The 23,665-nt window shown below is 53.5% G+C and carries 15 protein-coding genes; 7 read left to right on the top strand and 8 right to left on the bottom strand.

What is annotated here, in order from left to right:
* The first annotated feature begins 22 nt into the window (after window positions 1-22).
* Window positions 23-1,411 carry a TatD family hydrolase gene (locus tag ICT70_RS02730; RefSeq protein WP_191153849.1) on the top strand — a complete coding sequence of 463 codons (1,389 nt, stop codon included), beginning with the start codon at window positions 23-25 and terminating at the stop codon, window positions 1,409-1,411.
* A 14-nt stretch (window positions 1,412-1,425) separates the two neighbouring features.
* Window positions 1,426-2,802 (top strand): glutathione-disulfide reductase, encoded by a 1,377-nt coding sequence (gorA, locus tag ICT70_RS02725; RefSeq protein WP_191153848.1) that lies wholly within the window; start codon window positions 1,426-1,428, stop codon window positions 2,800-2,802.
* A gap of 82 nt (window positions 2,803-2,884) precedes the next feature.
* On the opposite strand, the gene ICT70_RS02720 is transcribed toward gorA, so the two are convergent.
* A complete protein-coding gene (locus tag ICT70_RS02720) occupies window positions 2,885-5,251 on the bottom strand; it encodes an AsmA family protein (protein ID WP_191153847.1) in 2,367 nt (788 codons plus the stop codon).
* 237 nt (window positions 5,252-5,488) lie between these two features.
* Between ICT70_RS02720 and ICT70_RS02715 the strand changes: the two genes are divergently transcribed.
* A complete protein-coding gene (locus ICT70_RS02715) occupies window positions 5,489-5,965 on the top strand; it encodes a putative ATP-dependent zinc protease (RefSeq protein ID WP_191153846.1) in 477 nt (158 codons plus the stop codon).
* An 82-nt stretch (window positions 5,966-6,047) separates the two neighbouring features.
* On the opposite strand, the gene ICT70_RS02710 is transcribed toward ICT70_RS02715, so the two are convergent.
* Both ICT70_RS02710 and ICT70_RS02705 read right to left on the bottom strand, forming a co-directional pair.
* Window positions 6,048-9,389 (bottom strand): UvrD-helicase domain-containing protein, encoded by a 3,342-nt coding sequence (locus ICT70_RS02710; protein WP_191153845.1) that lies wholly within the window; start codon window positions 9,387-9,389, stop codon window positions 6,048-6,050.
* On the bottom strand, window positions 9,382-12,042 hold the full coding sequence (locus tag ICT70_RS02705) for a PD-(D/E)XK nuclease family protein (RefSeq protein ID WP_191153844.1): 2,661 nt from the start codon (window positions 12,040-12,042) through the stop codon (window positions 9,382-9,384). Before ICT70_RS02705 ends, ICT70_RS02710 begins: the two co-directional genes overlap by 8 nt.
* A 291-nt stretch (window positions 12,043-12,333) precedes the next feature.
* Here ICT70_RS02705 and ICT70_RS02700 point away from each other — a divergent pair, with 291 nt between their 5' ends.
* Window positions 12,334-12,630 (top strand): Imm27 family immunity protein, encoded by a 297-nt coding sequence (locus ICT70_RS02700; protein ID WP_191153843.1) that lies wholly within the window; start codon window positions 12,334-12,336, stop codon window positions 12,628-12,630.
* A gap of 108 nt (window positions 12,631-12,738) precedes the next feature.
* Window positions 12,739-13,599: a DUF3014 domain-containing protein gene (locus ICT70_RS02695; RefSeq protein WP_191153842.1), complete on the top strand. Its 861-nt coding sequence runs from the start codon at window positions 12,739-12,741 to the stop codon at window positions 13,597-13,599.
* Window positions 13,600-13,628: 29 nt separating this feature from the next.
* Here the strand turns inward: ICT70_RS02695 and ICT70_RS02690 are convergent, their stop codons facing one another.
* On the bottom strand, window positions 13,629-13,823 hold the full coding sequence (locus tag ICT70_RS02690) for a GSU3473 family protein (RefSeq protein WP_191153841.1): 195 nt from the start codon (window positions 13,821-13,823) through the stop codon (window positions 13,629-13,631).
* Between the two features lie 248 nt (window positions 13,824-14,071).
* Here ICT70_RS02690 and htpX point away from each other — a divergent pair, with 248 nt between their 5' ends.
* Both htpX and ICT70_RS02680 read left to right on the top strand, forming a co-directional pair.
* Complete coding sequence (gene htpX / locus ICT70_RS02685) at window positions 14,072-14,956, top strand: protease HtpX (RefSeq protein WP_191153840.1); 885 nt, start codon at window positions 14,072-14,074, stop codon at window positions 14,954-14,956.
* Window positions 14,957-15,065: 109 nt separating this feature from the next.
* Window positions 15,066-16,958, top strand: coding sequence for a S8 family serine peptidase (locus ICT70_RS02680; RefSeq protein ID WP_191153839.1), 1,893 nt, complete (start codon window positions 15,066-15,068; stop codon window positions 16,956-16,958).
* A 69-nt stretch (window positions 16,959-17,027) separates the two neighbouring features.
* Here ICT70_RS02680 and ICT70_RS02675 read toward each other — a convergent pair whose 3' ends face one another.
* Genes ICT70_RS02675 through ICT70_RS02660 form a run of 4 tightly spaced genes read right to left on the bottom strand, consistent with a single transcriptional unit; the run spans window position 17,028 to window position 23,665 of the window.
* The gene (locus ICT70_RS02675; protein WP_191153838.1) at window positions 17,028-18,230 is read right to left on the bottom strand and encodes a DUF3322 domain-containing protein; all 1,203 of its coding nucleotides are present in this window, start codon (window positions 18,228-18,230) and stop codon (window positions 17,028-17,030) included.
* Window positions 18,227-21,592, bottom strand: a complete 3,366-nt coding sequence (locus ICT70_RS02670) for an ATP-binding protein (protein ID WP_191153837.1) — start codon at window positions 21,590-21,592, stop codon at window positions 18,227-18,229. The genes ICT70_RS02675 and ICT70_RS02670 overlap by 4 nt, the downstream gene beginning before the upstream one ends.
* Window positions 21,585-22,220: a DUF4194 domain-containing protein gene (locus tag ICT70_RS02665; RefSeq protein ID WP_191153836.1), complete on the bottom strand. Its 636-nt coding sequence runs from the start codon at window positions 22,218-22,220 to the stop codon at window positions 21,585-21,587. The genes ICT70_RS02670 and ICT70_RS02665 overlap by 8 nt, the downstream gene beginning before the upstream one ends.
* On the bottom strand, window positions 22,217-23,665 hold the full coding sequence (locus ICT70_RS02660) for a DUF3375 domain-containing protein (RefSeq protein WP_191153835.1): 1,449 nt from the start codon (window positions 23,663-23,665) through the stop codon (window positions 22,217-22,219). The genes ICT70_RS02665 and ICT70_RS02660 overlap by 4 nt, the downstream gene beginning before the upstream one ends.

The following is a 23,665-nucleotide window of genomic DNA, read 5'->3' as shown; positions in this document are numbered from 1 at the left end:
TCTATCTGTTGAGCAAATAACCATGACTGATGCTACCCCCAAACTGATCGACAGCCACGCTCACCTCGACAACAGTCGCTTTGCTGAAGATCTGGAACAGGTCATCCTGGCTGCTCAGAGCGCTGGTGTGCGCTATATCCTCTCTATCGGCTGTGATCTGCAAAGCTCTGTGATCAATGTCGATCTGGCCTCCCGCTATGAACCTCTGTATGCGGCTGTCGGTTTCCATCCACACGATGCGCCAGGACTTGATGATAACTCCCTGACCCAATTACGCCACCTTGCGCAACAGCCGAAAGTTGTTGCCGTTGGTGAAATCGGTCTCGACTATTACCGTAATCGTGCCCCTGCCGACATCCAGCAACAGGCTTTTCGCCGCCAGATCCAGCTCGCCAGAGAAATAGACAAGCCGGTCATCATTCATGACCGCGATGCCCACGAGGACGTGTTGACCATCCTTGCTGAGGAAAAAGCTTCTGAAGTGGGTGGCGTCCTGCACTGTTTCAGCGGCGACCTGGTAATGGCTCATAAATGCATGGATATGGGCTTTTATCTCTCCTTTACCGGAGCGATTACCTATCCAAAAAATGATGAGGTCCGCGCCATGCTGCGCCGGTTGCCCTTAGAGCGAATTCTCCTTGAAACGGACTGCCCCTATCTGGCGCCGCAACCGTATCGGGGCAAACGCAATGAACCCGCTTACCTGCTTCACCCTGCCGAAACCCTGGCAAAAATAAAGGGCTTAACGTTAGCTGATGTTGCTCGTATTACCAGTCGCAACTGTTACGATCTGTTTGGCATCGGTACCATTGAAACCGCTGCAACCATCGCCTATCAGATTCGCGATTCGCTTTATCTCAATATCACGAACCGCTGTACCAATAGCTGTATCTTCTGCGCCAAATTCAACGATTTTGTCGTCAAAGGACACGAGCTTAAACTGGATCACGAACCGGATGTCGATGAAGTGATGGCGGCCATTGGAGATCCGGCTCCCTATCACGAGATCGTTTTCTGTGGCTATGGCGAGCCGCTGTTGCGTCTCGATCTGATCCTGACTGTAGCCCGGCGGCTTAAAGAACAGGGTTGTCGTATCCGGATCAACACTGATGGCCAGGCCAACCTGGTGCATGGCCGTAACATTTTACCTGAGCTAAACGGGCTGATCGACGCTATCTCCGTATCACTCAACGCTGCTGATGCGACAACCTATCAGAATCTCTGCCAATCCCGCTTTGGCGAACAATCGTTTGCCGCGGTTAGCGAGTTTTTGCGTCTGGCTAAGGACCATATTCCTGACGTAACCGCGACCATGGTCACCTATCCGGGGATCGATATCGGGGCTTGCGAAAAGTTGGCAAACAAACTCGGGGTTCAATTTCGTATTCGTGAATACAATGAAGTGGGATAACCAGGGTGCCTAATATGAACGAAAACCATCAATATCAGTACGACCTGTTTGTCATTGGTGCCGGCTCAGGCGGCGTCAGGGCCGCCCGCATGGCGGCCGCGCTGGGGGTGCGGGTTGCCGTTGCTGAGCAGGATCGCACCGGTGGCACCTGTGTCAATCTGGGCTGTGTCCCGAAAAAGCTCTACGTCCATGCCGCTGAATATGGTTCCGCTTTTGTCCAGTCTGCCGGTTTTGGTTTTAGCAGCCAACGTCCCTCCTTTGACTGGCAGCGCCTGCAGCAGAACAAGGACAAGGTCATTGTCAGGTCCAATCGCGCCCTAGAGGGAATGTTAAGCAAAGCAGGAGCAACGCTGATCAGGGGCAAGGCGACCATTACCGGCAAGCATGAGGTAACGGTCGCCGATACCAGCTACAGCGCTGAACGGATCCTGATTGCCACCGGCGCGCGCCCCTACGTGCCGGAGTTTCCGGGCAGTGACCTGATGATCGTATCTGATCAGGTATTTGCCCTGCCAACCCTGCCGAAACGCGCCCTGATTGTTGGTGGGGGCTATATTGCAACCGAATTTACCGGCATCTTTCATGGCCTCGGAGTTGCGGTTACCCAGGCCTATCGGGGTGAGCTGTTTTTGCGTGGCTTTGATCAGGAAATCTGCAGTTACGTCGCTGACCAGATGCGCAAAAAAAAGATCGATCTGCGCTTTAACTGTCAACCGCAACGGATAGAAAAAACCGCCGATGGCGCTTTGCAGGTAACCTTTACTGATAGTTCTGCTCTTGAAACCGATATGGTGCTGGCGGCGACCGGCCGCCGTCCCAACACCGCTCAGCTTGGTCTTGAAGGGGTGGGGGTGGAACTCGATGAGCGCGGTGCCATCAAGGTAAATGACGGATTTCAGACCAATGTGCCGTCCATCTATGCCCTGGGCGATGTCATCGACCGCCTGCAACTGACCCCTGTCGCTCTGGCTGAAGCGATGAACCTGGTCGATCGCCTGTACCGTGACCAAAAAGCCCGGCTAAACTACGCGTTGATCCCCAGCGCGGTTTTCAGTTCACCCAACATCGGCACCGTCGGTTTAACCGAGGAAGAGGCAAGGGATCATTACCCCCGGATCGACATCTTCTCCACCGAGTTCCGTTCCCTCAAGCAGGCCCTGGCTGATACAACCGAACGCTATCTGATGAAACTGATTGTTGACGCAGACAGTGACCGGGTGGTCGGTGCCCATATGGTCGGCGAAGGTGCCGGAGAGATTATCCAGGGGATTGCCGTGGCCCTACAGGCAGGAGCCACCAAGACGATGTTCGATCAGACCGTCGGCATTCATCCAACCAGCGCTGAAGAATTCGTTACCATGCGCAGTAAAACCCGTTCCATCACCAGATAAAACAAAGCAGCCGGGAATTGCCTCTCCCGGCTGCTGTTGACTTGACCTAAAAAAGCTTGCCGAGTGGTTGCGCCGCCAACCGTTACTGAGGACGCAAGCGCTTCAGGGTATTATCCAGCAGTTTTTTCATCGACTCCCTGCTTTCCCCCTCAACCTCCGGCAACAGCTTTTCCAACAAGCGGTCCGACGCTTCAGATCTGACCTGGTCAAGGGCCTGCTGTTCCAGCGCCCCGGTATCGAATCGAACCTGCGGGCTGGTTAGACTGCCACCGATTTCCAGCGGCAGGACCCCCCAGCCACTGCTGTCAACAAAAGCCTGTTTCAAGCGCTCGGAAGCTCCCATGCGCCTGAGAATGTCAGGTGCCAGGCGGGTGGCCAACGACAGATTGACCGTGCCATCGACACCGATACTCCCTTTCGGAGTCATAGTCACCTGGTTCCCATCGAAATGACTGTCAATCAGCGCCTTACCATCCTTGAGCCGATAACTACCCTTAACATCACGGAATGACAAATTTTTCAGATCCGGGCTGTCAAGAAACCAGGACACCTGATCAAGCAAGGCAAAGCCACTGATCGTTCCCTGGAACAACTGGATTTCGCCCTCCAACTGCAGTGCCTTGAGCAGATTATCCGTCATGGTACCGCGCCCGGAAAAGCTGTTAACCCAGTTCACCCGACCGCTGGCTTTCTGGCTGGCCGCTGGAAAAATTCCACTCATCAGGGTAGCCAGATCGGGTTGAGCCACCTCTGCCTGCCCTTCATAGCTGAATCCCGCGACCCCCAGATCAACGGATGAGTCGAGAGTGAATTGTCCTTCGCCAATGCGGCCCCTCAGGGGTGAAAGGGTCAGCCGATTATCTTTCAGACTGAGCGCAGCATCGACCTGTGACATCGTCAGTTGCCGGTACAACAAGCGGTCAACCGTTGCCGTCCCACTAACATCAAAGGGCAGATCGAAAGGACCGGGTTCCTGTGCCGGCAAGGGGGGAGGTCCGGGAGAAGCGGAAGGTTGGGAATGCTCCTGTTCTGCCGGCAAAAGCCGGTTCAGATTCAATTCCCGTGAGGACAGGGCAAAGGTACCCTTGATCGGTGGCGTCATAATATTTGTCAGGTTAAAAACCAGCTGCGCCTGCTGGTCTCCCCCCTTTAGCAGCAGATTGTCCGAGGTTAGCCGGTTCTGGGCGAAAGCAATATCACCGTTTAAGCCGGTACGCAGATGACCTACCGTTGCCTGGACCTGATTGAGGCTGATACGGGCCGAATGAACCAGCCTGTCAGCAGCGCTTAGTGGCCCCAAAAGACGCAAGTGAACCGTTAATTCACCCGCCGGGCTGTAGGGTTGTAATTGTCGGGTGAGGTTGTGCGGCAGACTTTGGATGCTGTGACGCAGATCGGCTTTATCAAGAACAACCTGAAGATCAAACTGGGGGCCGGCACCGGTCAGATCAATATTCCCCTGTAAGGAGGTTTTAATGTCATTGTAATTCAACAACGCGGTCGAGATATCAAGCAACTGCCGAGGGATATCATAACGTATTGAGTAATCGGTGGCGATACGAACCCCGCGCAACGGCAAATCCGGCAGGTCGCGCAACACCATATCAACCTGATTCAGAATAACCTTACCACGAGACAGCAAACGCTCGGGGGTCCAGTCGAGGTCAAGATTGACCTCCAGTTGGGCACTGCCCAAGGGACCGGGAAGCTGGTTGCGGTAGTAAGGAGCGAAGGGAACCAAATCCAGAGGGGTCACCCGCAACGCGGCGTTACCGCTTTGACGTGACAGGTCGACCTGTGCCGACAAATGAACCTGTGATTGATTCAATACCATGGAAATATCAAGGGGAAAACTGCCACTGAAAGAAATGTCTTTAGCGCTTAAGTTCAGATTACTGAAGCTGTAGCGAAATGGAGCAGTAGGATTAATAAAACGATCAATAAAAAGAATCTGTCCGTTACGCATGGTAATGCGCTGGATCAGCAGCTCAAACAGAGACTCCTGCGGGTTGTGCGCATCAGAACCCTGGTCCGGGCCGGTCTGAGTCTGTTGCCGGTTTTCACTTAACAGGGTGGAAAAATTGAAACGACCGTCAGGATAACGGATGATGGTGATCTCCGGCCCATCCAGGAAAATTTCGCTGATATCCAGTTGTCCCTTGAGTAGCGACCAGAGCCGATACGTCAGACGTGCGGTTTTCACCACGACAAACAGATCCGAGGAATCAGCTTCCTCTATACTCAGATCAGCAACTGTCACGCCGGAAAAAATACCGATGTCAATGTCACCAATGGCGACAGTACGCCCAAACTGTTTTTCCACCATCGGCAAAAATGTTGTACGCACCCGCTCCGGTGTCAGCTGGGTTTGTATCAGAACAGCCAGAGCCGCTAACAAAATACTGATGATAGCAACAACAATCAAAAAAAATCTGACCATTCCAGACATGGACACACTCCAAAATTATTAAGAGTTCATTAATTTCAGTATCAGTGATCTATATCGGCAGAGTCAATTAAAACCAGCATATTTTTCAACAAATTTCCTAAAAAACCAAAATCTGACCCGAAGTCGACACCGATACGTAAATCGGTGAACGATTTGAAATTAATATTAGAATTATTTACTTTTTTTACCGGCGTCAATAGATTGGGCTAAACATTAACCCATTCTATGAGGGTACGTATGAAGAGAGCTAAGCATTCATTGCTGGTTGATGTTGGTTGGTGTGAATGGGTCGCCTTTCCACAACTGAAAATACCGGCGATTGAGGCACAAATCGATATGAACAGCCAGATATCCCTGCTGCATATTTTCGACTTTACCACCTTTAAGGAAGGCGAGGATCTGTTGATCAGTTTTGGTGTCAATCCGATCCAGAAAAATACCGATATCGAAGTTTATTCAGTAGCAACAGCAAAAAATCGTCGTCAGTTAACCGCAGCAGATGGTACCCGTCACTGGTGTTACAGCATTGAAACCGAACTGCGCATCGGGTCTATGAAAAAAACCGTAGAATTGTATCTGGTCAAAGATCCCTGCTCCACCTTTCGTCTGCATCTGGCATCCCAAGCCATGAAAAAACTCGTCAACATCGACCCGCGCCAACGTTACATGACCGGCAATCTACTCAGCCCTGCTACCATCGGCGCACTTCATTAACACCGAATCCGTCAACAGGGCAGCGGATAAGACCGTCAGCAACTGACAACATGCCGGCAAGTCAGCGACATCATGGCTAAAATCAACCCTTTGTGGTATCGATTTCCAGCCAGCCATCCACCAGAGGAAAATATAAGGCCGCCTGGACTCGATGATCCGGATCAAAGCGCTGCATCAGTTCTGCATATATCTGCAGTTGCGGTTGATAGCGCGATCCTTCACGCTGAAAAAAATCTTTTAGTTTTTCTCCCGGCGCCGGAGTGCTGGTTTTATAATCAATCACCCAGCGCAAACCGTCAGTGACGAAGGTCCGGTCAATGACCGCATGGATCAATTGCTTATCGTTAAATCCACTGAGAGGCAACTCTGCGGCCTGATCAAGATAGGAGGCTAACAACCATGTTCCGCGTGAACTTGCCAATGTTCGGTCAACAGCCTCTATCACCTTTTGGGTCGCTTCGGCCAGATCTTTCTGTCTGACACCTAACCCGCGTAACGATTGCTTGATCCCTGCCATCCGTTGATTCTCGTCCACATCGTTCCAGACACCGCTACCGGTCTGGGTAATACGTTCAAAAATCTGATGGACCAGGGTACCGACATGGCGATACAGCGATTTTTCCCAGCCACTGTAAAGGGTATCAACCAGATTCTCGGCAGCGGACATGGAAGCCGTTTTTTCGGCAGGCAGGGAGATCAGTGGGACCTCAGCAGAGGCCGGCAACGTCCACGAACTCTTCAAACGCTGGGATCTGACCAGCCGATCTTCAGCTACGACCGGATCTGCCGAGAGATCAAGTTGCTGATAGGCATGGCCAACCTGGGGCCAGAGTTTTTCCAGCAAGGAACCTGACGCCGGCTGCAGTTCCCCATTTTTATCCATCTGGGCGTGTCCGAGCAGGTGCAGATGACGGATGGCCCTGGTGGTGGCAACATAGAGCAGCCGCGCATTCTCAAAATCGTCCTTACACGCCTCGAGGTGAGCTACCAGTTGGTAGACCAGGTCTTTTTCCCGGCTGCCTCGAGCACTCACCGGAGCCAGTAGCAGGCCATGTTCCGGATGTTCAAGCCAGCGCAACAAAGGAGCATCGGAGCTGCGGGTTTTCTTCCCCAGACCGGGCAGGATGACGGTATCAAATTGCAGACCCTTGGCTTTATGGATCGTCATGATCTGAAGGTTGCCGCTCGCGCGACTGTCGGGAGGGGAATAAAGCTGCTGTAAACGCCTTGTCAATTGTTCCATCTCCGCGAGGTCTCCCCCCTGATCGAGCTCCTCAATCAGCGCGAAAACCAGATTGATATCTGTCATAACATTTTCTGCCAGCCCCACCGGGCCTCCGAGAGCGACCCAGCAGCCTTCAACCAGATCGCGCAATGGCAACTGGGATCTGGCTTTCATCCCCCGCTGGAGGACAGGCCAAACCCGTTCCAGACGGCGACGACCATCGTCACTTAAGCGCGCAATGACTGTCATCTCTGCCAACCGGGAGGGGATGGTACGTTCATGGGGATCGTCACAGAGGTGATGCAGATCGTTCAGGGTCAGGCCGCACCAGGGTGCCCTGAGAACCGCGGTCCAGGCAAGGCGATCGCCGCGATGAAGCAGCGCGCGGGTCAAGTGAACGATATCAAGCACTGCCGGGCGAGCTTCAAGACGATCGATGTCTTTAGCCTGGTAGGCGATATTTCGCTGACGCAACAACGGTAACAACTGGCGCAGATGGTTACGGCCACGCACCAGGACAGCAATGGTCTGGTGCGGATCCCGGTCCTGGGCAGCGGCAATAATAGCGGCAATCCGCTCGGCCTCTGCGCCATCATCTACCTCTGCAAAGGGGTGAATCTGGACCGCGTTGCCGGCCAGTGCCGGTTTGACGGCCTGTGCGGTGGCCACCGGAACGGCACCGGTAGTGACATCCATCCGGGGTGGAAAGATGGTGGTAAACGCCTGATTGACCCAGTCGACAATCCCCTGTTGCGAACGGAAATTACAGCATAGGCGCAAGGGAGTCAGCGGCACATCGGCGTTGCCGAAAGATCCTTTAAAACTATGGAGAAACAGCCCGACCTCGGCTTCACGGAAACGATAAATCGATTGCATTGGATCACCGACCAGAAACAGGGTCCGACCATCGCCAGCGGTCCATCCTGCAGTCAGGGTACTGAACAACTGATACTGCAAACGCGAGGTATCCTGGAACTCATCTACCAGAATATGTTGCAGTTGATAATCCAGCTGCAACAGCAACTCGCTTGGATGATCAGCAGCCCCCAGAGCCGTATTCGCCTTCAGAGCAATCTCGGTGAAATCGGCCTGACCGCGTGAGCGAAACACCAGCCACAGCTGAGCTACCAGGCGCGGCAACAGATCGAACAAAGCATCCAGCAGTTGCCACTGTTGAGCGCCGTAGAGTTGCTGCGGCAGGGAACGCACCCGCAGGAACGCGTCGGCCAGATCAGGGACCCGTTCAAACTGTTGCAACAGGTCGACCATTCCCTGTTTGTTTTTTTTGTAGTGATGACCTGCAGGAAAGCCGACATTTTTGTTCAATGACTTTCTCAAGGTGCCGGAACTGGTTAACAGCAAATCAGCAAGCCCCAACCACAAGGGCATTTGTTCCATGGTGGCCGGCGGTAGCACCTCCTGAACCCGCCAATGGGCAATGGCGGAATCGTCAGAGCAGTGATGAGCGGCAAAATTAACACAGGCCAGCAGTTCAGATACCAGGGGAGCGGGGATACTCTGACGTGCCTGCTCCAGATGTTCATTACAGATACGTTCAAGACCGGCATTAAGCTCACGGTGGAGCTGATGTTTATCGCTGGTCAAGTGTCTGAGCCACTGATCGCGCCGGGCGAGGAGGCCGATGAGCATACGCTGCACTACGGCCATGTCGTTGTCCAGATGTTCAAGGACAATCTTCAAGGCATCACTGACCGGGCCCGGCTGTTCCAGTTGGGCGAGGAGCTGGGTTACTGCCGCCTCGTACAGTTCCGACGCGTCATCACTCATATCCGGCATGCCACCAAAACGCGTTACCCAAGGCATCTTACGAACAATGGTGGCACAGAAGCTGTCAATCGTCTGAATCGCCAACTGGGCAGGATTCAGCAGCAGACTCTCCCCCTGGCGTTCCAGGGCCTGGCGCGCCAGACGCCAGGTCAGGGCTTCGTGCTCCGCCTGTGGTTGGGGTGCCGTCCTGGCCTGGTCCAGGGCATCAAGCAAACGCCGGCGCATTTCGGCAGCAGCCTTATTGGTAAAAGTGATTGCCAGAATCTGTTGAGGCTTGTCGACCACGGCCAGCAATGCCAACAAGCGCTGGATCAGCAGCTCGGTCTTTCCTGAACCGGCCGGGGCCTGAACAATACAGGAAATATTAGTGTCGATGGCCTGGAGTCGCTGTTGCTGGTCGGCACTACTCATTGATCCCCTCCTGGTCAATATCACCGATGCGACACAGTCCGGGCAGATCACAATAGCGACAGCTTCTAAGCGGGTCGAAGGGTTTGACTGCAGCAACTCCGGCAGCAAAGTCGGTGGCAAGCTGATCGAGTTGCCGGTGCCAGAAATCAACCAGGGTGGTCCAGTCACTGATGCCGAGTTCCCGGGCCTTTGGCAAGGCGGCCACGGAGCGTACCTTAGCCAACAGATCATCGTCACTGGTGATCCCCTTTAACCGGCACTGACCCGCCTTGACCAGCGCAACCACAATCCCCTGGACCCGGTCCTTTTTTTCGTCCCCGACAACGGCGTAGCTTGGCAACTGCGGTTCAATTAACGGCTCGGTTAAAAAGTCGGCAATATTCATGGCACTGCCGGTTTTATAATCAATAATGATACGCTCACCCCCGACCACCTCATCGACACGATCAACCGTCAAGGTCAACTCCAACGGACCAATCTTGGCCTGAAGATTCTGTTCAATCTGGACAACGGTGAAGGGCTCACGCCGGCTCTCGATGTTTTCAAGCCATTCGCTCACCAGTCTGACCAGACGTTGTTTTTCCAACAGACAAAGCTGTTGATGACATTCAGGTTCTGCGCCTAATCCGGCCGCCAAGGCTTTGTCAACTGCCGAGTTAATGTCCTCTTGCACCTGAGCAGCGGTTAAATGCAGGTAATGGTGTTGACTGCCCCACCGTTGCCACACCTCCTGCAGAACCAGATGCAGCAGATTGCCGCGTACCAGGGGTGACAGTCCGGCTGCAGCCTGATCAAAACGGCGTACGGCAAGACGATGATGAACAAAAGCACGAAAAGGACAATGGGCCTGATCCTGCAATAAACGGGTGCCACCGCTGGACTGGTGGGAAGACAATGAGGGCCCCTGGTCATCCTGCCAGGGTTCGAGTTCTGCACCCATGGTTTGCATCCGGTACGGCAAATCGGCACACTCAGCCAGGGGCAAGGCGTCAACCCGTTCGATGTCCTCAATTAAAGGACTTGGGCTCAAGTCGGTGTCACCGCTACGCCGGGGATAGCTGAACACAATATTGCCGGCAGCACAGCGCAACCGTGACACAACCTGTCCGGCAAACTCCAGTTCCCGGGAAAAACCGGCATGGGGCATCTGCATTTCATCCTGCAGCCGAAAAGGGATGAAGGGGTTAGGGCGGGGATAAGCCGGCAAGGTAGCGGCATCCAGGCCCATCACCCAGAGGTGATCGAAATGCAGCCCCGACGATTCCAGCAGCCCGACCACCTGCACCGGCCCGCTCGCCCGTTGCGGCTGAAATTCCGTCTCGGTGGCGATTCTCCGGACGATCCGCACGGCCCGACTGCGTTCAAACACTTTCGCGGTTGGATCCACCGCTGCAAAGCGAGTCAGGACCTTGTCATACCAGGCGCTTACTGCTTGATAACTGACACTCGACAGTGGCACGCCCTGGGGCCAGCCGCTGGATTTGAGCTCAGCAGCGAATAGATCGGCCCACTCTTCTGCCGTCACCGCCTGCTGATGAATATTCATCAGACCAGACAGCAACCCCTCAAAAACACCCAACCCGCCGAACCCCTTAGCCAGGCGCAGCAAGGCAGGAAGACTGAACTGCTGCTGTTGAAATGACCTCAACCGCCGGTCAAACAGGGCACGGCGATCAGCCTCCTGCTGACTGCCGCTGACAAAAGGGGTTCGCAACAGGTAAGAAATCCGATCCATCGTCATCTGTGGCTGGATGTCGAGACACGCCAGGGCGGCAGCAATAACCCCCTGTTGCGCCAGAGGAGAACCGAGGGAAAGTCCGAATAAACTGGTTTCGTCAAACCTTACTGCCGCAAGCGGATCGATCTGCTGCCTTAATGCGCGTTCAATCTGCGCACGGCGGCGCTGGAGATCGGGAACCACAACACCAATTGACTCAACCCCCTGCTCCAGCAACAAGCGGACCCAGCGTGCCATCCGCTGGGTTTCATCATCTTCATCGGCGGCGGCAAAACGCACAACCCGCCCCTCTGGTGCCTGGCTCATATCGAGTTCATTGCATGGGAAGCCACGCTCATTCATCAGCGCTTTAAGTCTGATGATACCCGGCGGGAGTTGATCAAAGCCAACCAGCAGTATCTTCTGCGGCAGAGGCAACTGCCTTTGGGCAAAGGCATCAAGAACCCGGATTGACAGTCCCCCCTCATCGAGCCAGCGGTATTCTTCGCATATACGCAAATACTGGCTGCGCCAGGCACAGAACATGTGCTGGTCAGCGGTTAAATCACAGAATTCCGTAGTCAGATCGTACTCGCTCAACAAATTATGGGCACGCACCGCCGTGTCGGTAGTGCGATCAAGATTCATCAGCTCCAGAGCTGAGCCACGGGTCGTAGCGGAAATACAATTTTCCCACAGGTGATGTTGCTGATAAGTGCCCAGCAGACGACGACTTTCGCCCAGGCTGTCTAGACCCTGCTGCAGCCAGGTTGCATAGGGGAAAATACGCGCACCTGGCCATACCAGGACCCCCTTCTCGGCCATAGAACGATCGTAAACTGTCCGCAGATATCGGAACAGTCGCTTGTTTGCGGTCAACACGACCGCCCCTCCTGCAACAGCAGCAACAACCTGCTGGGCAATACTGTTAACCATGATAGCTCTTTCGAGATAAAGAGGAATGACAGGAAAAATCAGGCGGAAGATACCATGTCAGAAGTACCACATAACCGATACAGATTCAAATCTGAGGGATATCAACGACAACCGGGTCATTGTGATTTATACTACTTTTGCCGGTTTATTTTCGCTACAATAGAACCGTTAAATTTGATGTGCGAATAGTCAAACTGGCGATTCCCAATTGACTGGCGCATTGACTGAATCCTGGCCACACTTTTTAAAGGCCAAAATCAATCTCTCTGAACAAACGGGCAAACAACAATAATGGACATCGAACTGACAGACTATGAATTAACACCGGAAACCACCATGATACGAGGTTTCTGGCTTGATCTTGGCAGCCGGGTCGAGAAGGACTCAGGCTGGATGCGGATTGAGTGGCTGATCGCCAATCGTCTGGAGCTGGTCAAGCAGGGAGACACCGAGAGAGGAATGCTGTACCGTTATCCGGCTGACAACAGTCTCTGGCATTACTGGCTGGTTGCCCCGCAGATGGCAGACGGCGGGCCACCTGCCCTGGAAAAAATCAGTACCGAGCAGGCGGCAACAATCTTCGGCTAATGGCACGCCATCACGCACTTGCACGGGAGGCCTACCCTGTCAATCAGCTGGAGGCATTTCAGCAATGTCATGGTCGTTCTTTTTACCCATCTCAGAAAAGACGAGTTCATGAAAACGACTAACCTGATCATCTATTTTCTGCTGGCTGTGATTATTGCCTTTGGCTTATCGATCTATTTCCACAGTCGCGTCGATGATCTCATCGTCAGTGAGCCAGAGATTCTGGACCCCTTGCAGGAGCCACTCAAGCGCCCGGTGGTACGCTATCCGGTGCCGGACAGCGTACCGGCACCGGAGCTCTCCCCTGCAGAACAACCACCGATTGCCGAGGTCTCACCGTCGCCGCTGAATGACCCGCTCGGAGACCTGCCTGAATCTCTGCCGGCCATTGGGCAGAGTGACGCCCTGGTCGATCAGGCCCTGACCGGTCTGCTCGGCGGTCGTTATTTCAGTAACCTGGTGATTGTGAACAGCTTTATCCAGCGCCTGGTACTGACCATCAACAACCTGCCGGAAAAGAAGCTGCCACTGGCTCACATCCCCTTTGAATTTCCGGAAGGAGGCTTTGTCGCGGCGGGAGAGGAAGAGCGTCTGCGGATTTCGCCGGAGAACTACCAGCGCTATGCTCCTTATCTCGATCTACTGGAGCATACCAACCCCGATACGGTGATCAGGGTCTATGTTTATCTTTATCCTTTGCTGCAAACCGCCTATCAACAGCTGGGTTACCCCAACGCCTATTTCAATGATCGACTGGTTTACGTACTTGCTCATCTATTGGAAACACCGAATCCTGATGATCCACTGGCGCTGGAGCGCCCCTCGGTGAACTACACCTACGCCGACCCGACCCTGGAAAACTTGTCTGCCGGACAAAAAATCCTGTTGCGCATGGGCCAGGAACAGCGTACCCGGGTCATGTCAGTGTTACGCAATTATCATTTTCGCCTGACCCGTCTGCTCCCGTAACGGAGCAGCCGAAGCTATAGAGACCAGACTTAGTGCATGTGGCGACGCTCGGGTCCAGGATAGTCAGGTCTTTGTTTTGTGCGAACCGGGTCTACTCCGACATAGACCCATCCTTCGCCACGCTGAAACTTGACGATCATTTCTTCTTCTATAAGGACTTGAAGACTCTGGGGATCAACCTGATCCATCATTCCATCTTCATAAACAATCGGCACAATCAGCATGATAATCCTCCACTTCTAAATATCCCTTTCGACATTATAGCAGATTTTCCTGGAACCAGGCGTCCCTCTTATGCGGTTGAATATATCGTTTGCAACATGACCGGTTTACCTTGACACCTTTGACAGATAACGCATAATAACGGATTGTAAACTTTGTCATTATGCTTTTGTTGCTACGTCCCAAAAAATCAAAAAACTGAACAACTAACGTTAGTTAAATCATTATTTATATGGAGGAACAAGCAGTTATGAAGCGTGTATTACTCTTTATTGCAACCAACCTGGCCATTATTTTTGTTTTGAGCATTGTCTTGAACCTGCTCGGTGTGGGCAGCATGCTGGACGAGCAGGGTGTCGGTCTGGACATGACCAATCTGCTCATCTTCGCGGCGGTATTCGGTTTCGGCGGTGCCTTTATCTCCCTGGCTATGTCCAAATTTGTTGCCAAGCGGATGACCGGTGCCAAAGTGATTACCACCCCCGGCAATGAGGCTGAAGCCTGGCTATTGCAGACAGTGAAGCAGCAGGCGGAAATTGCCGGCATCGGCATGCCGGAAGTGGCAATTTATAATGCTCCGGAAATTAATGCCTTTGCCACCGGCATGCGACGCAACAACGCCCTGGTGGCAGTCAGTGCCGGCCTTTTGCAGTCCATGACCCGTGATGAAGCTGAAGCGGTTCTGGCGCATGAAGTCAGTCACGTTGCCAACGGCGACATGGTCACCCTGGCGCTGATTCAAGGGGTAGTGAATACCTTTGTTATTGTCCTGTCACGGGTTGTTGGTCATTTTGTTGACCGCGTTGTTTTTAAAACCGAACGTGGCCACGGCCCGGCGTTCTTTATCACTTCGATTGTTGCCCAGATTGTGTTCGGTATCCTGGCCAGTGTGATCGTCTTCTGGTTCAGTCGCCAACGAGAATTCCGTGCGGACGCGGGAGCGGCACGCTTGTCCGGTCGGGAAAAAATGATTGCAGCACTGGAAAAGCTCAAGCGCAACAGCGGCCAGGCACAACTGCCGGAGCAAATTGCCGCATTTGGTATTTCCGGCGCCAAAGGGCTGGGAATCAAGCGTTTATTCACAACGCATCCTCCCCTTGATGAGCGCATCGAAGCCCTTAAGCGCATGGTATAGTGACAACATCCTTTAGCCTTGCTATAAAATACAGACAACCCAAAGCTTTTCTGGGTTGTCTGTATTTTTTTCTGCAAACGCTTCAGATCAAATAACGAGAAGACTGTCGATGCCGGTAAAACTCATTTTATCAGCCATTCTGGGCCTTCTGCTGACGGTCTCTTCACCACTGACCGTTACTGCTGAAGTCATCTCGCCAAAACTTCAATCAGTACTGGATCGCACCCCTTCAGAGTCCATTTCGGTCATCATAAGCTTAACGACCGATGAAACCCCGGTCATGCTCGCCAAACGACTCGGGCCTCGGCAACGTAGCGAGATCGTCAGGGAATTAACATCTGTCTCCGAAAAGAACGGTAGACCGCTTAATCAGTTTTTAAGCCAACGCAACCTAACTTCTGCCCGCCCCCTATGGCTTGTCAATGCCATGGCATTGACTGTATCGCCTGAACTTCTCGCCGAACTGGCTACTCTATCTTACGTTGAGGCAATTACCCTTGATGAAGAAGTCCAGTTGCCATCGCATCGCGACGCTGATACCAGCTCAGCGGAGTGGAATATTGGACGAACCGGTGCGCCGTTGCTGTGGCAACGAAGCTATGATGGTAGAGGCATTACTATTGCTATCCTTGACTCAGGCGTAAATATTGAGCATCCCGATCTGGCCGGGAGGTGGCGCGGTGACGCCGGGGACTGGTTTGACCCTTATAATGGCAGCACTGAACCCTATGATTTTGGCGGCTACCATGGTACCGGCGTTGCCAGCGTTGCCCTCGGTGGCCATCACAGTGGCAGCACGATTGGCATGGCTCCGGGAGCCAGCCTGATAGCAGCAAAATTATTTCGTGACGATGGCACTGGAAATCTCTCCTATATCATTGAAGCATTGCAGTGGGTACTAAGCCCTGGTGGTAACCCGGAGCGGGCACCGGCAGTTATTAACAACTCCTGGGGGTTTGATGATGAAGCAGGAAACTGCTTGTCTAGCTTTGGTTCCGGGAGCAGTATCTATCATTTGCGTACGGCCATCCAAACCATAAAAGCCGCCGGAATCTTCGTTGTTTCTGCAGCCGGCAATAACGGGCCGGATGCAGCAACCAGCGTCAGCCCTGCCAACTATCCTGAAAGCTTTTCCGTCGGAGCAACCTGGCCGGATAATACGATCGCCGGGTTCAGTTCACGTGGTCCATCCGCCTGTCCGGAGGACTTCACCTACCCTGATCTGGTTGCTCCCGGCATAGCGATCAAAGTAGCAGCGAGCGGTAGTGGGGATACCACTTCCTATCAGCAGGTTTCAGGCACTTCTTTTTCTGCTCCTCATGTTACCGGCGCTGCGGCATTGCTGCTGAGTGCGGCAAACAGCCTCGGACTTACCCTTGGCGTTACTGAAATTGACCTGGCACTGAAATATTCCGCAACCGATCTTGGTCCCCCCGGGGCAGATGATGCCTATGGTTTTGGACTTCTCAATGTGGCGAACGCGCTCAACCTGATCGAAAACAAGGTATTACCCGATATTGCCGGCAATACCCCACCCTCAGCGCCACGAACTATTATCCCGACAGCGGATACCATTTTCTCTACAACCGACACCATTACCCTGGCCTGGGAAGAAGCAACAGACCAAGATGGCGATGAACTTTATTATGTTGTCGTTGTTGCTGATAATCCCTACCTGAACAGCCCTCTTGATATTGGTACTTACGGTTTTGCCACGACCTTTGTTGGACTGTCGTTATTTGGTATAGCCCGATCACGACGACCAGGGAAACTCATCGTAACAATGTTTATCCCTTTTTTGCTGGTGTGGTTGATTTCCTGCGGGGGCGGGGGGAGCGGAAGCAACGACAGTCCACAAACGACCGCCTACGATTTCAGTCAAACCATCGGGCCGCTAAACGCAGGCACCTACTACTGGAAAGTTGTCGTCAATGATGGTCGGGGTGGGGTCAGTGAGAGCGCCGTGGTGCGTTTTAAGGTCATGTCATCATCGGCGCCATGACTAGTACCCTGTAACCCATAATCTTTCTCATCTTGCTGGCACACAAAATCTCTGCGCAATCTTACGATCCTACGAGTTACAGGGTACTAGATGGCCAAACCCTTGTCTCAGTCGCTCAATAAGCCATTGATAGCCTATTTTTTCCTGTTCCAGACGAACCGAACTACCCAATGTATTGGTGCACAATTCCTGATAGAGACTGTTTTCGTCCTGATTCAGCCCCGACAAATTCGCTATTTTAGGCTGGGCTTCAGTACCCCATACAGGTTGGTGTGCCATCAAGGTCGATCGATCCATCAACAGTGATTCAGCGTGCGGGAACTGGCGGCGTAATTGGTGAAGAATGGCAAAACCGTGGGTATCGATATCGCCCCAATAGTGGATATGTTTTCGCTGCAGCCAGGATGCCGCAACCAGATTGGCAAACCCGTATCCACCACCAAAAATCACCATCGACCCGGCGACCTGCGGAAAGGCAAGAAAGTTGATTTCATTTTCGGTAATAAACACCGTTGAAATCGGTAGATCAAGGTCAGCAAAGGCTGCTTGCGTGACAACAAGATCCTGATCAGATCGCGTCGGCAATAAAGGGAGGTCTGGATCCAGCAAGCGAAAACGCACCCGCACCGGCTTGTCCAGAAATCCATAACGCCGACAGAACCCGCCGCTGCCTGAAAACCTGGCATCGATCGCATCCTCAGGCACAACCAGATCGAATAATTCCGTCAAAATGCCGCGATACTCTTCAATGAATTTGCTGTGGACACCTGGCAGATCGATCTGGCGCAAATAGATACCCGGGCGCGGATTCTTTCTCAGCCAGGCAACCACATTCAGCAGTTGTGGCCAGACGGCTTCAAGTTCAAGAGCTTTCAGCGGTCGTCGTGCAAGCCAGGGGAGTAGTTCGGGTTGCTGTTGGCTGGTCAATGCCACCAGTGTACGAAACGTTCCTACACAACGACCCTTGTCAATCAACTCAATAGCATCGGCCAACGTATCGACCCAGATCGCGCAAGGTATGTCGTTACCACCAAGGACCGGGTGATTGATCCGGCGCCATTCAATCCGGTAGGTTCCGGACCCAGCGGTCAAACGGCCAATCCAGCTCCTGACCTCGGCAAAGGAGTCACTCAACTGGCGTGAATTTGGTCCTTTAAGGGTAAGGCGCCGGGGAAAACCCTCCTCCCCGCTCACCATGACCGACAGCAACAGACCACGATCCCACAACCGCCTTACTTGCGCCTTCAGATCAGCCGGCGTGGTCCACTTCATCCCTTGAGCCTCTGCTTTTCAGCACGGTATTCCTCGATACTTAAATTGCGTAGAACCGAAGCCTTGCCCTCTTCGTTGTAAACAAAACCAACGCTGGCGACAAAAGGTTCAATAATATGGATTTTCTGCAGTGGGGTAACAATCAACAGTTGCAGGTTGAGTTGTGAAAAAAGCTGCAAGCCATACTGGGCCGATTCGTCAGATCCTCGGCCGAAAGCTTCATCGATGACGACAAAACGAAACGAGCGCGAGCGGATTGCTCCCCATTCGAGTCCGAACTGATAGGCGAGGCTGGCCGCCAGTACCGTATAGGCGAGTTTTTCTTTCTGCCCACCCGACTTACCACCGGAGTCGGCGTAATGTTCATACTCGCTGTCGTCTTCGCGCCAGCGTTCGGCGGCGGCAAAGACGAACCAATTGCGCACATCGGTCACCTTGGCGGTCCAGCGGCGGTCCAGATCGGAGTAATCCTCGCGCCCACGGAAGCGCTCAATGATTCTTTTTACTTGGAGAAACTTGGTCTCTGAATACTGGGTGTCCTGTGAACCGCTCAGTGTCCCCTCGGTGCAGGTGCGCAGCTCACTCTGAAATTCCCGGACCTCAGCGTCTAGGGTCAGCTGGGCCTCAAGGCTGATATAGCGCCCCGGATTGTAGTCGATCTGGGTCAAGGATTCGTTGATCCTGGCTATCCGCTCCTTGATGGTTTCGCGCTCGCGAGCTAATTGCGATTGGAAATTTGCTACTTCACGAATGGTATTTTCATTTAATAACTCCTTGAAACGACCTTCGAAGCGCGGCAGATCGTCAGCCTGAAGCTGTTTCAGCATCGTTCTGAATTCGGATCCGGCGGCAATGTTGACATCGGCATCGCGGGTTTCAAGTGGCCACTCTTTCTTGTATTCCGCCATGGCTTTGATCATTTTTTCACCCAACTTGCTAAGCTTTCTGTCTTCGGCATCAATCCGGGTCTGCAACCAGTCGCGCATGTCCCGTTCACGATTGTCGCAAGACTCAACCGTTAATTGATGACTGCCCAGAGCTTCTTCCCGCAGCTCTTCAAGGATCGAAAAACGCCGCATGGTAGCGTCGGGCAGATCGACCAGCAACACCTGAGACTGTTGCTGCAAGGCTTTGGCATCACTGATTTTTTGTTCGGTGCGGGCGCGCTGATCATTGCGATCTTTAAGTTTTTGCTCGATTTCGCTGATGGTCTTTTCAACCCTGTGCAGCTGATCCGTCAAGGTCTTTAACAGATCGGATGCCGCTTCGAGTTCCTGCCTTTCCGTTTCCAGCCGGGCGACGGCAACAGCGACAGGTTGCCAGTCCAGCTCACGATAGTCCTCATATTCTCCAAGCTTGGACAGGGTTTGCAGACGTTCTTTGAGCTTTGACTGCTCCTGATGCAAAGCACCGATGCGACTACCTAGTTCCGCCAGGTGGTCTTCCTGCTTTTTGGCCCTGGCTTCAAGGACCGCGATTTTTTCGGCGTTACTCCATCCCAGCACGTAACGGCTACGATCATCGAGATGGTGGCGGTCATCTTTTTCATGACGTTCTCCCGGCGCCTTGATCTGTCCGGCAGGTGTAACGGCGCGCTTTTCGCGACGAAATTGCTCCTGGGTGAGACAGCAGGCCAGGTCAAAGCGGTGGGCTACTTCCTGTTCAAGCCAGTCGTAAAAGGGGGAATCAGGCTTGACCAGCAGTTTACGCACCAGGGAATCGGGGTGAAGGGTCGGCAGTTCGCCACGTTTGACATCACGGACGCGGAAGTACACCAGTCGTCCCCGCAAATGAGTTTGATCAACCCACTGGGCGACCTGGGTATAGTAAGCATCAGGAACCAGCAACGACAAACCAAAGTTATGCAGCAACCGCTCAATCGCACCCTCCCATGAGCGTTCTTCCTCACGGACCTGCAACAACTCACCGGCAAAAGGCATCTCAGCTTCCGGCAGATTCAGCGCCTTGCCCAGAGAACGTCGCAGGCTGATCTGCCTTTCATCAATATTGCTCTTGCGCGCTTTTAAGCCGCTGATTTCGGTTTTGAGCTGGTCGTACTCACCACGCCCCTGGGCAAAGAAAACACCCGCCTCATTGATATCGTTCTGAACGCGGATTTCTGCATCCTCTACATTTTGCCGTTGCTGCGAGACCTGCGCCCGTAACCGACTGAAATCTTCTATTGTCGATGGCGCCGACTCTCCCACTAGAAGCAGAAGGTCTTCGTAGCGTCGGGCTTTTTGGCGACGTCGGTCAAGCTCTTCCTGATGACGACGAATCTCCTCACCAATAGCGGCAATGCGATCACCACCATTTTCAGCAATATTGCGGCGCAATTCACGTTCCTGCGCTTGGTCATCAAGGCGCTGTTTATCCAGCCCGGCAATTGCCGACTGATGACGATTTAGATCCTCATTTAAGGTTATCAGGCGTTTTTCCAGCAAGCTCAATTTTAAACGGCCAAACCAGGGGCGCAGGGCATCGCGACAACCGCGTAGATTTTCAGCGGATTGGGACAGTTGCTGATGGCGATCACAATCGGCCACCAGGGGTTCTAACATCTCAACCTGATGCTTGGCCTTTAAAACGGCCTCATGAGCCCGGGTAAGATCCTCAAAGTGGCCAATCAAGGCAACGATGCGCGGCGCTACGTCAAACGCCTCCAACATGTGGCTGCGAACAAAATCGGTCAAATTACCTACCGATTTAAGGGACACGGTCTGATGAAACAGTTCCAGGGCTTGGTCATTATTGATCCCAAAACGGCGCCGAAACCAGGAACCGTAGGGAGGAAAGCTCTCGAACAAATCCACGCCGGCGGCGCGAAGCTGCTTACGCAGCCCACCGATCTCGCTGCCGAAACCGGAGAAGTTGCCACTGATGGAAAGATCACCTTCGCAGGCCACGTACAGCCGCGCCGGTTGGGCATTGGCGTCCTTGGTCCAGAAGACCTGGGCCAGGGTCACGGTTTTGTTGTAACCGGCATTGTGAAAAACCCCGAGGATGACCGAATAGCAATTGGTATCACGCAGGGGAACCGGCTTGGTACTACCAAGGGCTTCCTGACGTTCGGATTTGTAGTAACCCTGCACATAGGAACGCAATGAGCGCTCGCGGCTATCGGCCCCGGCCGCTTTATTGTAGGCAACCCGATGACTCGGCACCAGCAGGGTGGTAACGGCATCGACCAGGGTTGATTTACCGGAACCGATGTCACCGGTTAAGAGGGCGTTCTTGCCCCCGGTTCGCAAGGTCCAGACCCGCCCGTCGAAGGTGCCCCAGTTGAAAACTTCAAGACGATGCAAGCGGAATCCGGCCAATTGATCGTCGCCGATAAATTCCAGCTCCAGGTTTTCACTCATCGGTCCCCTCCGCTGCACCGCTTAATTGCTGCTGATATTCAGCCAAGCGTTGATCAAAGTCGGCAAGCCACTGGGCATCGACATAGGCCTTGATGATCCGGCGGACCTCAATCATCTGTCCCTGCCCGCGCAGGCGCCGAACAAAGCCGAGTTCGGCAATCTTGTTCAGGGTCGCATCCACCTGATCAATTAATTTGATCTCGTTGCTGCCCTCAGGCAGAAAAATGCGGATCAACTCCACTACCTCTTCCCGGGAAAGGATGAGACGAGTTTCCCCACCGTGAGCGTCGAACTCAGCCAATTTTTTACGCAACAGAGCCAACAGCAGACTGACAGGATACGACAGTTGACGCCGGGCAACTAATCGCGGAACAGCTATGGTATCATCCTCATCTGTTTCCGGTCGGGAGCGTAAAAAGGCATAGCCTTCCGCTTCATCAACGATCAGTTCCAGGCCGATAACAGCGACATAATCCTGAACGCTGCCCTGCATCTGCAATAAGGAGTTCCACAACCCCTGTTGCTCATCGCGGTAAACCACCCCTTTGAGCAAGGGCACCACGACCAATGACAGTTCGTAGGGAGGGTTGCCCGACTCGGCACGATCCTGTTGTATATTATCTGTCATTGGTTCCTCAGTAAGATTATCCGTGGCAGACTCGCCCTCCGCACAACTCCGTCATCTGCTTCCCAGCTGATGTGATCCTCAACCTCATCATCAACCACGGTATCAGGCCCGTCACCAGCTAGTTGCAGATAAGCCACCAGTTCGGCCAGTCCATGGCGCAGCGGATAGCGGGCAACCACCTCGGCAAGGCTGACCTGATGTTGCCCCTTCAGCGCCTGGCGAATATGGTCAGTCAATTCCGCACGGTCAACAATAATCTGGGCATAAAGGATAGCCGCGTCAACATCAGCGTCCCCTTCATCCATTACCAGATCAGAAATCACCGGCTTAAATGGGGCGCGATAGAGCGGCCTTTCCAGCGCCAGGTCAACGCTAACGCTGGTGTCGGACAGGGGCATAAAATGCCCCACCGGCTGATGCTCCCGTAAATCCAGGGCGCGGCTTTCAACACTGTGGAGAATATCCATAATCCGCCGATTCTCCAGCCACGCCTGGTCATCAAGAAATCGGCGTAATTGTTCGGACAGGCGCGCTACCGTTCGTTGGGTATGCTCCCCGGCTTCCAGCCAGTCGTAGTGAACCCGCTGTAATCGGATATCCGGGCGCATCTCAAGGATTGGCGGTAACGCCAGAACCTGTTCAAGCAGTCGGCTCAGTTCTTCCTGGCGTGACTGAGACATGAGAAAATCCCAGAAAGCGCGAAAACTTTTACCCTGGTCCGAATCTGCAATGGCATCCCGTTCCCCCATAATCTGTTCGAGTAAGGCGCCCTTAGCCCCCTCCCACCGGGCAATGCGTTCACGTACGCGGCGGTCGAGGGTGCGGAAGTTGTGCTCCACCTCACGAAAATCGGTCAACAGCTCACGCGCCAGCTGCAGAAACTGCTGAAAACGATCCTTCAACGCCGTTTCATCGAGGAGCGGGATGTTTCCCGCCATCACCTGAGCCATTTCCGCGTCAATCTCATTGCGGCGCTTCTGCAATTCTGCCAGGCGCAGTTGCGGATCATCCTGACTCCCCTCATTCATTTGCCGCAACAGATCAAACAGGGTCAGCAGGCGCGATTCTGTACCGACAAAAGAACGTTCCGTCAAACTCTCCAGCCAGGTCAGGGCTTTTTCCGTCGCCGGAGTCAGATCAAAATGAGGCTCATCTGTGCCCACTGGATAAAACTTGCGCAACCACCCCTTATCATTGTCGGCCCAGTCATTCAGATAGCTCTGGGCTGATCCGGGAAAAACATCGCCGCCCAGCTGTTGGCGCAAGGCAAAGAGTTCATCCTCAAGCGCCTCAACCAGGTCGGCCTGAGCCATGACCCGCTCATTAGGTACGATAAAAACCCGCTGCAAAAAACTCGCGACCAACGGCGCATGCTGAGCACGCAGCAAACGCCAGGCCGGGTGATTTGCCCGCAACAGTTCCAATGTAGTGAAATCAAAAGGCAT

It is taken from the genome of Pelovirga terrestris (assembly GCF_014773365.1).
In the GTDB taxonomy this organism is placed as follows: Bacteria; Desulfobacterota; Desulfuromonadia; order Desulfuromonadales; family Geopsychrobacteraceae; genus Pelovirga; species Pelovirga terrestris.
Note: the sequence above shows the minus strand (reverse complement) of the source record. Positions and strands in the feature narration are given on the sequence as shown.